We start from the raw sequence: 13,796 nt of genomic DNA on the forward strand, positions 1-13,796 counted from the left end.
GAGTCAACAATAATTGACTCAATGGACACTGAGTGGTCGTCGGAGTTGCTGGCTCGGGCGCGGTTGCACGCCGCGTTGGGTGAGCCTGTGCGGTTGGCGATCGTCGATCGGTTGCTGCTCGGAGACGTTTCACCAGGAGAGGTCGGGCGGGAGCTGGGATTGTCCAGCAACTTGCTGACCCACCACCTCAAGCTGCTCAACCAGGCAGGCTTGATCGAGCGATCACGGTCAGAGGGCGACGCGCGGCGCACCTACCTGCGGTTGCGGCCGGACGCGTTGACCGGGTTGGTGCCGTCAGGATCGCGACAGGCACAGCGAGTGGTGTTCGTGTGTTCACGAAACTCAGCTCGGTCGCAGTTGGCCGCAGCGTTGTGGACCGAACGCGGTGGCGTGCCATCCGCGTCGGCGGGAACCCGTCCGGCCGAAGAGATCCACCCCTTGGCAGTGGCCACGGCCAAGGCGCACGGATTGTCGCTGGCGCATGCCCGCACCCGACACGTCAACGAGGTCGTCCACCCCGACGACCTGGTGGTCGCCGTCTGCGACAACGCCCACGAGGAACTTCCACCAGGCGACCGACTGCACTGGTCAGTCTCCGACCCGGCCACAACCGGCACCAACGCGGCCTTCACCACCGCCTACCAAGACCTCGCCGACCGCGTCAACCGCCTGGTCCCCGCCGTGCGCGCACTCGGATGAAGCGGGCCTTGGTCGCCGAGTTCCTCGGCAGCCTGTTCCTCGCCGCCGTGGTGATCGGTTCAGGCATCGCCGCCCAACGACTCTCACCCGGCGATGTCGGTATCCAGTTGCTGGAAAACGCCGCCGCCACCGCCACCGGCCTCTTCGCCTTGATCCTGGTCTTCGGACCAGTGAGCGGCGCACATTTCAACCCCGTGGTGTCACTGGTGGACGCAGCACTCGGCGGCCTGTCACGGCGAAGGCTCGCGTGCTACCTGCCCGCCCAGGTCCTCGGCTGCGGAGCGGGAGCAGTGATCGCGAACGTTCTGTTCGACACCGCCCCGATCAGCATCTCCACCACCAACCGCGCCACCTGGCCACACAGCGTGTCCGAGCTGGTGGCAACCCTCGGCCTGCTCCTGGTGATCTTCTCCCTGACCCGCACCAAACGCGACGACAGAGCCGCCGCCGCAGTAGGCGCCTACATCGGCGCGGCCTACTGGTTCACCTCCTCCACCAGCTTCGCCAACCCCGCCATCACCCTCGCCCGAATGCTCAGCAACACCTTCGCAGGTATCGCCCCTTCCTCAGTCCCGCCCTACCTAATGGCCCAACTCGCCGCCCCCGCCATCGCCCTGCCACTGCTACGGCTCCTCTACCCGACCCCCTCGATACCCCAAGCCCAGGCCCCGGAGAGCCCATGACCACCGCCCCCACCCCTTCGGTCCTGTTCATCTGCACACACAACGCCGGACGCTCCCAAATAGCCGCCGCATGGCTATCCCACCTGGCAGGCGACCGCATCGAGGTCCGCTCAGCCGGATCCACCCCCGCCAACCAGGTCAACCCCGCAGTGGCAGCGGCCATGCAAGAGGTCGGCATCGACATCTCAACCCAGGTCCCCAAAATACTCACCCCCGAAGCCATCGAAGCCTCAGACGTCTGCATCACCATGGGCTGCGGCGACACCTGCCCGGTCTTCCCCGGCAAACGCCACCTGGACTGGCCCCTCCCCGACCCCGCCGGTCAGGGGATCGAATCCATCCGCCCACTCCGCGACCACATCAAAACCCTCGTCGAAACCTTGATCGCCGAACTCACCTAACCAACCACCAGCCAAACCCCACCCCCCCATCGACAAAGCACCACGACCAACCAGCACCCCGCGCCTCAAACCCGCCCCACATCGACGAAGCCCGCCAACCCACCTCGCGCGCCTCGGGACCCGCCCTAAATCGACGAAGGCCGCCAACCCACCCCACGCGCCTCGGGACCCGCCGACACCAACCGCCCGTTGTGGTGAAGTTGTTTTGTTTGGGGGGAGCGGTGGCCTAAGCCGGCAGGCGGGGAAGGCCACGCTTTCCAGTGGCCCCGCCTTTTAGCCTTACCCAGGCCACCGCTAGGGGCCCCAAACAAAACAACTTCACCACAACGGGCACCCCAAGCTCTAATCTGGCGCCCGCAGCCGGCGTCGCCGAAGGCGACCAGGCCGACCCCCGAGGCGCAGCCGAGGCCCAGTGACCCCTCAGGACGGATTCAACTTGATCGCAAAGTCATTGAAGATCGACCACACATCAACCCACCCAAGCCCACTGGAGCAGACCTTATTGGCATCACACCCCGACCCCACACTGATGATCCCATTGAGCTGCCGAGAGTTCGGATCATTGATCGTAATCACCGGCCCCCCGCTATCACCCCCACGCCCAACCACACCACCCCCATTAGGCACACCCCAACTCCCCAACACAGTAGTCCCATTGGCCGACCACCCAGCAGTCCCCGCCTGTGTCGTCCGAATATTACAAACAACCTTCGAGTTGTACCCAAGCTGACAGGTAAAGTCACCCACCGCGATATTGCGCACACCATTCAGATAGCGCGTATACCCAGTAGCATCAACGCCATCCCACGTGTACCGATTCGTCCGAGCCTCAATGAACGCCGAGTCAATCGCGGGCCGCTCATACTTGACCTGCCCGATCAGAGAACCACCCGCCGTATACACGTTGTCCCCAACGTTGTAGCAGTGCGCAGCGGTCACCAACCACTGCCGCCCATCCCACGTGCTCACCGCAGGAATCCCACTGGTGCAATACGACTGCCCCCCAGAAGCAGGCCCAAGCGCCGCCCCCGCATAAAACGGCGCACTGTCATTCCACCGCGTCAACAGCCGCGTCGACGGCGCCTTACCGACCCGAACCTCCCCCGCCGCAAACCCCGCGAAGTGTGCCCGAGCCGCATCCGGATCGTCCACCGCGAGCGAGATGACCCCACCGTCCACCGAGCTCCCCGCCGAGATGACCTTGAACGGCAGATCAGCACGGCCGAGGTCCGTGATCTCCTGCCGAACCTGCCGCCAGGTCCGCTTCCCCGCCACCACGTTGATCAGCCGCAGGTCAACCTTGGGATCGAGCCTGCCCACCGCCGCGACGAAGTCGCGCCCCTGCCGCACATCGGTCAGGTACACGTTGATCGACCGGTAGTCGGCCGCCATCTCGACCTGCGTGTAGATGTCCGACCTGGCCCCCTGCCCCACCCGGGCCACCGCGTCCGCCGCCAGCCGCAGCGGCTCCAACACCACCCCCTGCTGCTCCGGCGTCATGGCCGCCAGCACGTCCGCCGAGAGCGCCCGCGGCGCCGCCGCCCGCGCCGATACCCCCATGAGTGGCAGCACAACGAGAACCCCCGCAATGGCGAGGGTTCGCCGTAAGGCACTTTTCATATACACGCCCCTAATTCCGCACGGTACCCGATTGTCGCAAATCCCCGGGCAGCTTTTTATACCATGAAGATCACCCGGTTCGGCTACCCGAATTCACGATCAGCGGTTTTCGGTCAGGTAATATTCGCCGTGAAAGGGCCGCCTTGTGGGCGGCAATTGTCCACCGCATTCGTGACCGTTGCGCTCTTCCGAAATTTCCCTGAACATGATATGATGCATGCAATTGCAGGTACCGTTCCGGGGTGACTTCGTCCCCCAGTAGAACCGCGTTGACGGCGGCCGCCGCGCGGGCCGCGCACCTCGTTGTGGACCAGCCGCCCGTGGTGTTCGTCGACGCCCACGCGGTGCGGTTGCTCGGTGACCAGGCGGCCGAACTGTTGTCGTACCACCGGGAACACGGCGACAACCCGATCCTGGCGGCTGCCCGCGCCGAGGTGCTGAGCCGGTCCCGCTACACCGAGTCCGTCGTCGCGGCCGCCCATGGTGCCGGTGTCGACCAGTACGTTCTCCTCGGCGCGGGCCTGGACACGTTCTCCCTGCGCGCCCCGGCAACCCTGCGCGTCTTCGAGGTCGACCACCCCGCCACCCAGTCGTGGAAGCGCGAGCGGCTGACCGACGAAAACCTCTCCCCCGCCGTCACCTACGTCCCGTTCGACCTCGGCACTGGTGATGTCCTCGATCACCTCGCCACAGCGGGTTTCTTGCCCGCCGCGCCCGCTGTGGTCGGTTGTCTCGGGGTGAGCACGTACCTCGCACCCACCACTGTTGAAGCCATGGTCGCTGATCTGGCAAGGCTTGCGCCGGGCTCCGAAGTCGTCACGGAGTTTCTTTTGCCCGAACGAGATAGAGACGAAATCGGGAGTCTTTACGCACGTGTGGTCGGCGAGGTCGCGGCGCACGAAGGGGAACCTTGGCGCACCTTCCTGTCCACCGACAACGCCGTGGAACTGTTTCGCAGGAACGGTTTCGCGGATGTCACCGCCATCGCTCACCGGGATTGTCTCGAACCCCACCTATGGGAGCGAACCGATGCGTTGCGACCCGTGCGGCTCTCTTACCTCGTGCACGCCCGCCGTTGACCCGATGGGTGGCCGGGACGAGCCGGGTGAACTTCGCTCGCACCCACCGTGGGCATCAAGCGACACACCGTGAGCGCGGGTCATGATCGGGAGATGACGATCTGGATCACCGGGCGAGGCGGCGCGGGCACCGTGGAGTTGGCCCGGGAGGTGCGGCGGCAACTGTTCGACGCCGGTGTGATGGCGGCGGTCGTGGACCGGGACGTGCTGCGGTGCGGTCTGAGCGCCGACCCGGACACGGAGGACGTGCGGCGGGCGGGTGAGGTCGCGTGCCTCTTCGCGGGCGCCGGGGTGGTCGCGGTGGTGGCGGTGGGCAGTCCACGGCGGGCGGAACGGGAGGTGGTTCGGGTTCGCCACCAGGCGGCCGGGGTGCCGTTCGTCGAGGTGTTCGTGGACAACGCCAAAGGTCTACAGCGGGAGGCGGAAGATGGCTACGAACCGCCCGTGCAGGCGGATGTGGTCATCACGTCGGGTGAAGTCGGGGTCGCGGCCGGGGTGGTGTTGGCGCGGGTGCTGGCCGACCTGGGACGGTGAGCGTCTACGCTTGTCGGCATCTACGGGCTGGGAGGTCTGATGAGCATCGCCGTCACCGGGGCCACGGGCAATGTCGGCGGCAGGGTCGCCCGGCTGCTGGCCGACGAGGGCGTCACCCAACTCCTGGTGGCGCGCGACCCGGGCAAGCTCCCGGACCTGCCCAACGCCACCAAGGTGCGGGGCGCGGACTACTCGGACAAGGCCGGGGTGCAGTCCGCCCTGACGGGCGCGGACACGCTGTTGCTGGTGTCGGCGCGCGAATCCGCCAACCGCGTGCAGGAACACACAACCGCCATCGACGCGGCCATCGCGGCAGGCGTGTCGCGGATCGTGTACCTGTCGTTCCTGGGGGCGGCGCCGGAGTGCACGTTCACCTTTGGACGGGACCACTGGCACACCGAGCAGTACCTCCGGTCCACCGGTGTCCCGTTCGTCGCGTTGCGGGACAGCATGTACAACTCCGGCTTCCCGGCGATGACCGGTCAGGACGGCGTGCTGCGCGGCCCGGCAGGCGACGGTGCGGTCAGCGCGGTCTCGCTGGACGACATCGCGGAGGTGGCGGCGCGGGTGTTGCGGGACAACGCGTTCGACGGGCAGGTGCTCGACGTGACCGGGCCCGAGGCGATCACGGTGGCGGAGGCCGCGCGGTTGCTCAGCGAGGTCACCGGTCGGGAGATCACGTACCACGCGGAGACCGAGGCCGAGGCTTACGAGTCCCGCGCCCACTACGGCGCACCCGAGTTCGAGGTCGCCGGGTGGGTGACCTCGTACACCGCGATCGCCGCCGGGGAACTGGGCGTCGTCTCGGACACCGTGCCGCGGCTGACCGGACACCCGGCGCAGAGCGTCGCGGAATTCCTCCGAACCAACCCGGACAGCTACGCGCACCTGCTGGCCTGAGGCCGCGAACGAGCACGATGGAATAAGCCCGGCCACCCCGACCGCCGTTATCGTCGAAACGATGGCGAGCGATTGGGGTGGTCATGAGCATCGCGGTGAACCGGGTGGCGGCCAGGGCCACTGAACGTCCACACCAGACCTGGCTGGTGGTCTTCATGGTCGTCGTGCTGGCGCACTGGGCCGAGCACATCGCCCAGGCGATCCAGATCTACGCGCTGGGCTGGGCGAGCGCCGACGCGCGCGGCCTGCTCGGCATCCCGTTCCCGGAACTGATCAAGTTCGAGTGGCTGCACTACGGCTACGCCCTGGTCATGCTGATCGGCCTGTTCCTGCTGCGCAAGGGGTTCAGCGGCCGGGCGCGGCAGTGGTGGAACCTGGCGCTGGCCATCCAGTTCTGGCACCACTTCGAGCACCTGCTGCTGTTCGCGCAGGCGCAGACCGGCTGGCGGTTCGCGGGCTCGCCGGTGCCGACCAGCATCGTGCAGTTGCTGGTCCCCCGGGTCGAGCTGCACCTGTTCTACAACACCATCGTGACCATCCCGATGATCGTCGCCGTGGCGCTCCACCAGCGCGCGCACCGGTCACCGGTCCCGGCATGAGGCTGGCCGGGATCCTCTCCGTGCTCGCCTGCTGGGCGGTCCTGGCCGCCCCGCCCGCAGTCGCGCACGTCGCGATCCTGGGCTCCACCCCCGCCGAGGGCACCCGGTTGACCAGCGCACCCGGCCTGGTCAGCGTCCGGTTGTCGGAGAACATCGGCATCCAGGCCAACTCGCTCAAGGTCGTGGACGTGCGCGGCGCAACGGTCAGCACCGGTCCGGTGTTCCAACCGGGCGACGACGCGGAGGAAGTCGCCATCCGGGTCAAACCCGGCCTCCCCGACGGCACCTACCTGGTGCAGTACGCCTTCATCTCCGAAGACTCACATCCCGTGCGCGGCGGGTTCGGGTTCGTCGTCGGCACCGGTCCGCTGATCAACGCCAGCGGGGCCATCTCGGCCGCCGACAGCACCGACCCGACCGTCGACGTGGCGACCAGGGCGGTGCGGTGGCTGGGGTACGCCGGTGTCGTGCTGGCCGGTGGCCTGGTCTTCCTCCTCTACTGCAGACCGACTCACGGCCCCGTGGCCCGCAGGCTCGTCCTCGGTGGCTGCGTGCTGATCGGCGGCAGCGCGATCTTGTCGCTGGGCCTCGAAGGCGCCTACGTCGCAGGCGCTGGGCTCTCCCGGGTGTTCGCCCCGGACCTGGTGGCGACGACCTTGGCCGCCGCGTACGGGAAGTTGCTCGTCGTGCGGACCGTCGCGGCACTGGCGCTGTTCATCGCCGCCCGCAGGCTGTCCGACGGAGCGCGCAACCGGGGCCGGTTCGAGAACATCGCGATGGTGTCCGGGTTCCTGGTGCTGCTCAGCTCCGCCGCCGCCGGGCACGCGATCTCCACCCAGGTGATGTTCCTGTCGCTGCTGGCCGATCTCGCGCACTACGCGGGCATCGCGGTGTGGCTGGGTGGGGTCGTCCAGCTCGCGCTGTGTGCGCGCCAAGGTAAAGACCTGGGTCCGGCCATGGCGCGGTTCTCCCCCATCGCAAAGATCTCGGTCGCCGTCGTCGTGCTCAGCGGGGCGTTGATGTCGGTGGCGTACCTGGGTTCGGTGTCGGCTCTGGTCGACAGCACGTATGGCTTGTTGCTGCTGGGAAAGGTCATCGGGTTCGGTCTGCTGCTCGTGCTGGCCGACCAGTGCAGGCTCGCCGTTCGCCGCAACGCCACGGCTCCCAGCGGGACAACCCTGGTCGAGACGGAGATCGGGACTCTGCGGCGGGTCCTCGTCATCGAGGTCGCCCTCGCCGCCGCGGTGCTCGCGGTCGCCGCCGTGCTCGTCACCACGGGGCCGCCGCACTGACAATCAGCGACAACCAGTGGCAATCAGCAGTAACCACCGCAACGCCGTGCCAGATTCACCTTTCAGGGCGAACGCACCCGGCCGCCGCCGGTGCTAACTTCGAAGGTGGTGGTTGGCCGATTACCCTGGGAGCACAGGGAATTCTCGCAAGGGGCGAAGGTGGACGAGTTCGCGGCGCGCGCGGTGCAGCGCGCCATCGAGGACATGCGCGGGAAGCTGGAGGAGCCGATCACCATCGACGACATGGCCCGGGTCGCGCTGTTCAGCAAGTTCCACTTCAGCCGGGTCTTCCAGCGGCACACCGGGGTCTCGCCCGCCCGGTTCCTGTCCGGTCTGCGGCTCGACGAGGCCAAGCGGCTGCTGGCCACCACCACGCTCAAGGTGACCGACATCAGCGCCCGGGTCGGCTACCGCAGTCCGGGCACGTTCAGCGCCCGCTTCAAGACCTGTGTCGGGGTTTCCCCCACCCAGTACCGCAAAACCGCCCGAGGGAGCGACCGATGACCGAGATCCGCGTGCCGCTGGTCGCCGAGACCGACGCCACCGGGGCGACCGCGCAGCTCTACGCGAGGATCCGCGCCGCGACCGGCCTGCCGTTCGTGCCGGACATCTTCCGGCTCGTGTCGACCTCGCCGAACCTGCTGGAGGTCGTGGTCAGCGGCTACACCGGCATGTTCACCGACAGCGCGCTCCCCCGCGCCACCAAGGAACTCGTGGCCGCCTGGACGTCCCGGCTCAACGACTGCGGCTACTGCGCCACCACGCACAACTGGTTCCTCCGCCAGTTCGGCGGCCCGGAGTCGCTCGCCGACGCGCTCACCACCGCCGCCGGGATCGACGACCTCCCGATCGACGCGGCCGAGTCGGCCCTGCTGCGGTTGACCGCCAAGGTCACCGAAGGAGTGTCTGATGTGGACGCCGAGTGGGTGGCGGCCACGGCGCACTGGACCGAGGAGCAGGTCCTGGAGGCGGTGTTCTGCGCCGCCCTGTTCGCCTTCATCAACCGCCTGGTCAGCACGCTCGGCCTCGCGGCACCCACCCCGGCGGCGAGCTAACCGGGCCCCGGGGGCGGTGAGCGGCACCGCCCCCGAGCCGGTAGCCGGTCAGGCGCCGAGGGCCTCGGAGGCGAGGCGGGTGCCCTCGACCCGGGCGGCGACCTTGGCGAACGCCACCTCCCGCGAGGTCGACGTGTCGTCGGCGAACGGGGAGAACCCGCAGTCGTCGCAGGTGCCCAGGTGGTCCACCGGGATGTGCCGGGCGGCGGCGAGTACCCGGTCGCGGACCTCCTCCGCCGTCTCCACCCGCGGGTCGATCGGGTCGATCACGCCGACGAACACGGTCTGCTCGGGCTGCCGGTGTTCGGCCACCACGGTCAGCACCCGCTCCGGGTCCGGCTCGCTGGCGAGTTGCATGTAGACGCGGCCAACGTTGAGCTGGAACAACTTCGGCAGCAGACCCGCGTAGTCCACGTCCAGGCTGTGCGCGGAGTCCTGGTCGCCACCGGGGCAGGTGTGCACGCCGATGCGGGCGCGTTCCTCGGCGGTGAACCGGTTGAGGACCTGGTTGTTCAGCTCGATGAAGGAGTCCAGCACGCCGCCGGACGGGTCGAGCTTGAGCGAGAGCCTGCCCTCGGTGAAGTCGAGCTGGACCGAGTCGGCGCCCGCGTCCAACGCGGAGCGGATGTCGCGTTCGGCGGCGTCGACCAGGTCCGCCAGGAACTGCTCGCGCGGGTAGCCGTCGATGCCGTCGGCGGGGTAGATCAGGCTCAGCGCGGACGGGGCGATCACCGCCTGCTTGACCGGGACCGTGGCGTGCTTCTTCGCCGAGCTCAGGTAGGCGCCGACGTGCGCGCCGTACTGGAACGGCCCGGAGACCAGGCGGGGCAGCGTCCGGGTGTGGCCGTCGGCGAACGGGATGACGGCGCCGTCCGGGGCCAGGTCGAGACCCAGCAGCGGGTAGCCGACGAAGCTGGGCTTGGCCTGCTCGCCGTCGGTGATGACCGGGGAGCCGGTGGCCTCCAGCCGCGCGACCGTATCGGCGACGGCGGCCTCGACCGCCGCGGCGAGCGCGTCGTCGCCGAGCTGCCCGGCCGCGTGCTGGGCGAGCGCGGCCTGCAGCTCCGGTGAACGCGGGATGCTGCCGATCGGCTCGGTCAAGATGGGCATGTGCGATGTCCTCCGGGTGATTTCGGTCAGGGGTGTCAGTCAGAGCCCGTTGGCCAGGGCCGTGCTGAGGTCTTCGGTGAGGTCGTCGGGGTCCTCGATGCCGACGGACAGCCGGACCAGGTCGTCGGTGATCCCGGCGGCCGCGCGTACGGCGGCGGGGACCGGGCGGTGGGTCATCAACGCGGGCGACTCGATGAGCGATCGGACACCGCCCAGGCTGACGGCGCAGGCGAACAGCGAGGTCGAGGCCAGCAGCTTCTCGACGTCACCGGCGTAGCGGAACCCGATGATCGCCCCGAAGGAGCTCAACTGGCGCGCGGCGACCTCGTGGCCGGGGTGATCCGCGAGCCCCGGGTACAACACGGAAGTCACGCCGGGTGTGTGCGAGAGCAGGTCGACCAGCCTTCCGGCGGTGCGCACCTGCCGCTCCACCCGGACGGACAGGGTCTTCACGCCTCGGTGCACCAGGAAGCAGTCGAGCCCGCTGGGGATGGTGCCCGCCACCGTCCGGTGGGCGGTGAAAGCCCGGTGCAGCGCGGGATCGTCGCAGACCAGCGCGCCGCCGAGCACGTCGGAATGACCTGCGACGAACTTGGTCGTGCTGTAGAGGGTGACGTCCGCGCCCCAGCGCAGCGGCCGCTGCAGGGCCGGGCTGGCGAAGGTGTTGTCCACGACCACCACCGCCCCGCGCTCGTGTGCGCACCGGGCGACCTCGGCGATGTCGATGACCTTGAGCAGCGGGTTGGTCGGTGTCTCCAGCCAGACCAGCGCGGTGTCCTGGGCGAGCGCGGCCCGGATTCGGTCCGGAGTGGACAGGTCCACCTGGTCGACCTGGATGCCGTACCGCCGCAGCCCGGTGATCAGGGCGTGGGTGCCGCCGTAGACGTCGTCGCAGCAGAGCAGCCGCTGCCCGGGTGACAGCAACGACAGCACCGTGGTGGCCGCGGCCTGACCGGAGGAGAACACCGCGCAGTGCCCGGCGTCCTCCAGGTCGGCCAGGCAGGTCTCCAACGCCTCCACGGTCGGGTTCTCGCCGCGCGCGTAGAAGTACCGGGGCGGGTCTTGGGCGAACCGGTCGTAGGTGGCCGCGACGTGGATCGGCGGGACCAGGTCGCCGTACGGCCCGACCGTTTCTTGTCCACTGTGGACCAGCTTGGTGTCGAACCGCATCAGAGGAATCGCTCGGTCGGGTGTTCGGTGGTCCAGGTGCCCGGTGTGACCGTGCGCAGGGCGTCGCGCACCAGTTCGACCTCGGCCAGGGTGTTGTAGATCCCGAAGGACAACCGGACCGTGCCCACGACGCCGAAGGTGTCGACGAACGTGTTGGCGCAGTGCACTCCACTGCGCACCGCGATACCGTGCGCGTCCAGGTGACCGCCGACGTCGTACGGGTGGATGCCGTCGACCACGATGGACACGATGCCGTTCGGATCCGCCGCCGGATCGCCGACGACCCGCACCCCGGGCACCGCGCCGACCGCGTCGACCGCAGCCAGCACCAGCGTCTCGTCGTGCTCGCGGATCGTGTCCCAACCGAGCTCGTCGAGGTAGTCGAACGCCGCGGCCAGCCCGACCGCTCCCGCGATGTGCGGGGTGCCCGCTTCCAGTCTGGCGGGGGCGGGCACGTAGCGGACCGGTTCGGTGGTGCTGACGCCCTTCACCGTCCCACCGCCCACCTGGTACGGCTCCAGGCGGTGCAGGAGGTCGCGGCGGCCGTAGAGGACGCCGATGCCCATCGGGCCGTACACCTTGTGGCCGGAGAACACGTAGAAGTCGGCGTCCAGGTCCCGCACGTCGACCGGCCGGTGCGGCACGGCCTGTGCGCCGTCGACGACCACCGGGACGTCGTGGCGGTGCGCGTGCGCGATCATGTCCCGGACCGGGTTCACCGTGCCCAGCACGTTGGACACGTGGGTGATCGCGGCCAACTTCACCCGCGGCCCCAGCGCGGCGGCGAAGTCCTCGGCCGACACCCGGCCGCGCTCATCAGCGGGAACCACGACCAGTTCCGCCCCGACGGACTCGCACAACCGGCGCCACGGCAGCAGGTTGGAGTTGTGCTCCATGCCCGTGACCGCGACCTGGTCGCCCCCGCCGACCAGGTCGCGGCCGAGGGTGTCCGCGAGCAGGTTCACCGCGGCCGTCGTGCCCGGCACGAACACCACTTCGTCGGGGTGCTCGGCGCCGATCGCGCGCCGCACGGTCTCCCGAGCCTGCTCGTAGACGTCGGTGGCCAGGTGGCTGAGCCGGTAGTAGCCACGGCCCACGTTGGAGTTGGCGGCGGCGTAGTGGTCGACGATGGCGTCGAGCACCCGCTGCGGCTTCTGCGCGGTGGCGGCGTTGTCCAGGTACACCAATGGTTGTCCGCCGAACCGCCGGGCCAGGATCGGGAAATCGGCGCGAACGGTTTCGCCGAGCGCCGATTCACCGGTCGCCGATCTCACCGGAGACGATTCCGCCCGGCTCGACCGATTTCGCCGCGCGGAAGTCATGTCCACCAGGTCGACCATGCGTGCTCCCGATTCCATCGACGGTCCCCGGGCAGGCCGGGGCCACCGGACCGGTCCCTTGCCCACCAGCCCGCTGCGCACAGAAGGAGACGACGACCAGGCAGGTCGCCGTCCGGGAGCTTACCACCGAACTCAGAAGCGACCTAGCCGGCACCCGGCACCGGCCCGCGCAATTCGACACCGCGCCAAACATGCTACAAACGGGGGAACAGCGCGGTCGCTCCCTTGACACAGGACGGCAACCCGGAGGCAAGATCGAGCGCGGATCGCTATCTATTCTCTAAGTTTGTTCTCCGCCTCCGAGATGAGAACACCATGAGCGCACACCACGGTTCGGTCGATCCGCCCCGCGTCCAGCGCGCGGGCGACGCCGCGGCGGACGGGAACCCGAGCCCGGCCCGCCGGGTCGCGCCGCGACTGCCGATGGGCCTGGCCGACTTCGGCAGGCGCGGGTTCCGGCTGGACCGCCCGGATGTCCGAGCGCACCTGGAGCGGCACGCCCGGTCGTTCCTCACCGGCTACAACCTGGCGGCCGCGCACTGGCCGCGGGTGCGGGCCGCGGTCGAGCGGTTGGCCGCCGAGGAACGCGGCTTCGCGCACGAAGGTGCGGGAATGTACGCGGGGCAGCGGGACGCGTTCACCGGCGGCCGGTCGCGCGCGGTCGCGCGGCTGCTGGAAGAGTCCGGACAGGACTACCCGCACCTGATCGAGGTCGGCGCGGGCTGGGCGCTGGCGGTGACCCGGCTGCCGTTCCCGGTCCGGTTGACCGGTACGCCGCTGTTGCGCTGGTTGGCGTTGGACGGTGCGGGGTTCGCCGAGGTGTTCTTCGGCGGCAGGCGGGTGTTGCGCCGCCGGGCCGAGCGGGCGGGCACCGACCCGCGTCGGATCGCCCGGCTGGGCGGGGCGGGGCGGGCGCTGTGGTTCGTGACGGCGGGCGACCCGGACGACATCCGCACCACCATCGACGAGGTCCCGGCGACCGCGCGGCCGGGGTTATGGAGTGGGGTCGGCCTGGCCACCGCGTACGCGGGCGGTGTACCCGCGACCGACCTGGACACCTTGCGGTCGCACGCCCGTGAACACGTGGGCCACTTGGTCCAGGGCGTCGTGTTCGCCGCGACCGCCCGCGCCCGCTCCGGGATCGTCCCGGAGCACACCCGGCTGGCCTGCGACCGGATCGCGGGCACCACCCCGGACACCGCCACCGGGTGGGCGGACCGGGCCGCGGCCGAGCTGGCCGACCGCACCGACATCGCGGCATACCTGACCTGGAAGCAGCGCGTGCGCGTGCTCGCCGGTCAACGCTGAACCCCT

14 protein-coding genes and 1 pseudogene are annotated in these 13,796 nt (G+C 69.2%); 11 read left to right on the forward strand and 4 right to left on the reverse strand.

Annotation, left to right across the window (positions count from 1 at the left end):
- Positions 1 to 21: 21 nt before the first annotated feature.
- Genes H504_RS0100850 through H504_RS0100860 form a run of 3 tightly spaced genes read left to right on the forward strand, consistent with a single transcriptional unit; the run spans position 22 to position 1,783 of the window.
- Entirely contained in the window at positions 22 to 699 is a 678-nt protein-coding gene (locus tag H504_RS0100850) for an arsenate reductase/protein-tyrosine-phosphatase family protein (protein ID WP_026421213.1), read from the forward strand.
- Positions 696 to 1,382, forward strand: coding sequence for an aquaporin (locus H504_RS32655; protein ID WP_035302897.1), 687 nt, complete (start codon positions 696 to 698; stop codon positions 1,380 to 1,382). The genes H504_RS0100850 and H504_RS32655 overlap by 4 nt, the downstream gene beginning before the upstream one ends.
- Complete coding sequence (locus H504_RS0100860) at positions 1,379 to 1,783, forward strand: arsenate reductase ArsC (RefSeq protein ID WP_026421214.1); 405 nt, start codon at positions 1,379 to 1,381, stop codon at positions 1,781 to 1,783. Before H504_RS32655 ends, H504_RS0100860 begins: the two co-directional genes overlap by 4 nt.
- A 420-nt stretch (positions 1,784 to 2,203) precedes the next feature.
- Here H504_RS0100860 and H504_RS0100865 read toward each other — a convergent pair whose 3' ends face one another.
- A complete protein-coding gene (locus H504_RS0100865) occupies positions 2,204 to 3,355 on the reverse strand; it encodes a chymotrypsin family serine protease (protein ID WP_026421215.1) in 1,152 nt (383 codons plus the stop codon).
- Between the two features lie 290 nt (positions 3,356 to 3,645).
- On the opposite strand from H504_RS0100865, the gene H504_RS0100870 reads away from it, so the two are divergent.
- From H504_RS0100870 to H504_RS0100900, 7 genes and pseudogenes are all read left to right on the forward strand, one after another.
- Positions 3,646 to 4,482, forward strand: coding sequence for a class I SAM-dependent methyltransferase (locus H504_RS0100870; protein ID WP_157440134.1), 837 nt, complete (start codon positions 3,646 to 3,648; stop codon positions 4,480 to 4,482).
- A gap of 93 nt (positions 4,483 to 4,575) precedes the next feature.
- Positions 4,576 to 5,016 carry an adenylyl-sulfate kinase gene (locus H504_RS0100875; protein ID WP_035302899.1) on the forward strand — a complete coding sequence of 147 codons (441 nt, stop codon included), beginning with the start codon at positions 4,576 to 4,578 and terminating at the stop codon, positions 5,014 to 5,016.
- Positions 5,017 to 5,055: 39 nt separating this feature from the next.
- Complete coding sequence (locus tag H504_RS0100880; protein ID WP_084467260.1) at positions 5,056 to 5,916, forward strand: SDR family oxidoreductase; 861 nt, start codon at positions 5,056 to 5,058, stop codon at positions 5,914 to 5,916.
- An 83-nt stretch (positions 5,917 to 5,999) separates the two neighbouring features.
- Complete coding sequence (locus H504_RS32660; RefSeq protein ID WP_051385353.1) at positions 6,000 to 6,515, forward strand: hypothetical protein; 516 nt, start codon at positions 6,000 to 6,002, stop codon at positions 6,513 to 6,515.
- Positions 6,512 to 7,807 (forward strand): copper resistance CopC/CopD family protein, encoded by a 1,296-nt coding sequence (locus H504_RS0100890; protein WP_026421219.1) that lies wholly within the window; start codon positions 6,512 to 6,514, stop codon positions 7,805 to 7,807. Before H504_RS32660 ends, H504_RS0100890 begins: the two co-directional genes overlap by 4 nt.
- Positions 7,808 to 8,011: 204 nt before the next feature.
- Positions 8,012 to 8,287: pseudogene (locus H504_RS32665) on the forward strand (helix-turn-helix domain-containing protein); the annotation flags it as partial.
- A 20-nt stretch (positions 8,288 to 8,307) separates the two neighbouring features.
- Entirely contained in the window at positions 8,308 to 8,862 is a 555-nt protein-coding gene (locus tag H504_RS0100900; protein WP_026421220.1) for a carboxymuconolactone decarboxylase family protein, read from the forward strand.
- 48 nt (positions 8,863 to 8,910) lie between these two features.
- Here H504_RS0100900 and H504_RS0100905 read toward each other — a convergent pair whose 3' ends face one another.
- The 3 genes from H504_RS0100905 to H504_RS0100915 are packed head-to-tail and all read right to left on the reverse strand — an operon-like array spanning position 8,911 to position 12,500.
- Positions 8,911 to 9,972: a uroporphyrinogen decarboxylase/cobalamine-independent methonine synthase family protein gene (locus H504_RS0100905; protein ID WP_026421221.1), complete on the reverse strand. Its 1,062-nt coding sequence runs from the start codon at positions 9,970 to 9,972 to the stop codon at positions 8,911 to 8,913.
- A 39-nt stretch (positions 9,973 to 10,011) separates the two neighbouring features.
- The gene (locus tag H504_RS0100910; RefSeq protein WP_026421222.1) at positions 10,012 to 11,142 is read right to left on the reverse strand and encodes a trans-sulfuration enzyme family protein; all 1,131 of its coding nucleotides are present in this window, start codon (positions 11,140 to 11,142) and stop codon (positions 10,012 to 10,014) included.
- Complete coding sequence (locus tag H504_RS0100915) at positions 11,142 to 12,500, reverse strand: aminotransferase class V-fold PLP-dependent enzyme (RefSeq protein ID WP_245614018.1); 1,359 nt, start codon at positions 12,498 to 12,500, stop codon at positions 11,142 to 11,144. Before H504_RS0100915 ends, H504_RS0100910 begins: the two co-directional genes overlap by 1 nt.
- 297 nt (positions 12,501 to 12,797) lie before the next feature.
- On the opposite strand from H504_RS0100915, the gene H504_RS32670 reads away from it, so the two are divergent.
- On the forward strand, positions 12,798 to 13,790 hold the full coding sequence (locus H504_RS32670; RefSeq protein ID WP_051385355.1) for a DUF1702 family protein: 993 nt from the start codon (positions 12,798 to 12,800) through the stop codon (positions 13,788 to 13,790).
- The last annotated feature ends 6 nt before the right edge of the window (positions 13,791 to 13,796 follow it).

It is taken from the genome of Actinokineospora inagensis DSM 44258 (assembly GCF_000482865.1).
In the GTDB taxonomy this organism is placed as follows: Bacteria; Actinomycetota; Actinomycetes; order Mycobacteriales; family Pseudonocardiaceae; genus Actinokineospora; species Actinokineospora inagensis.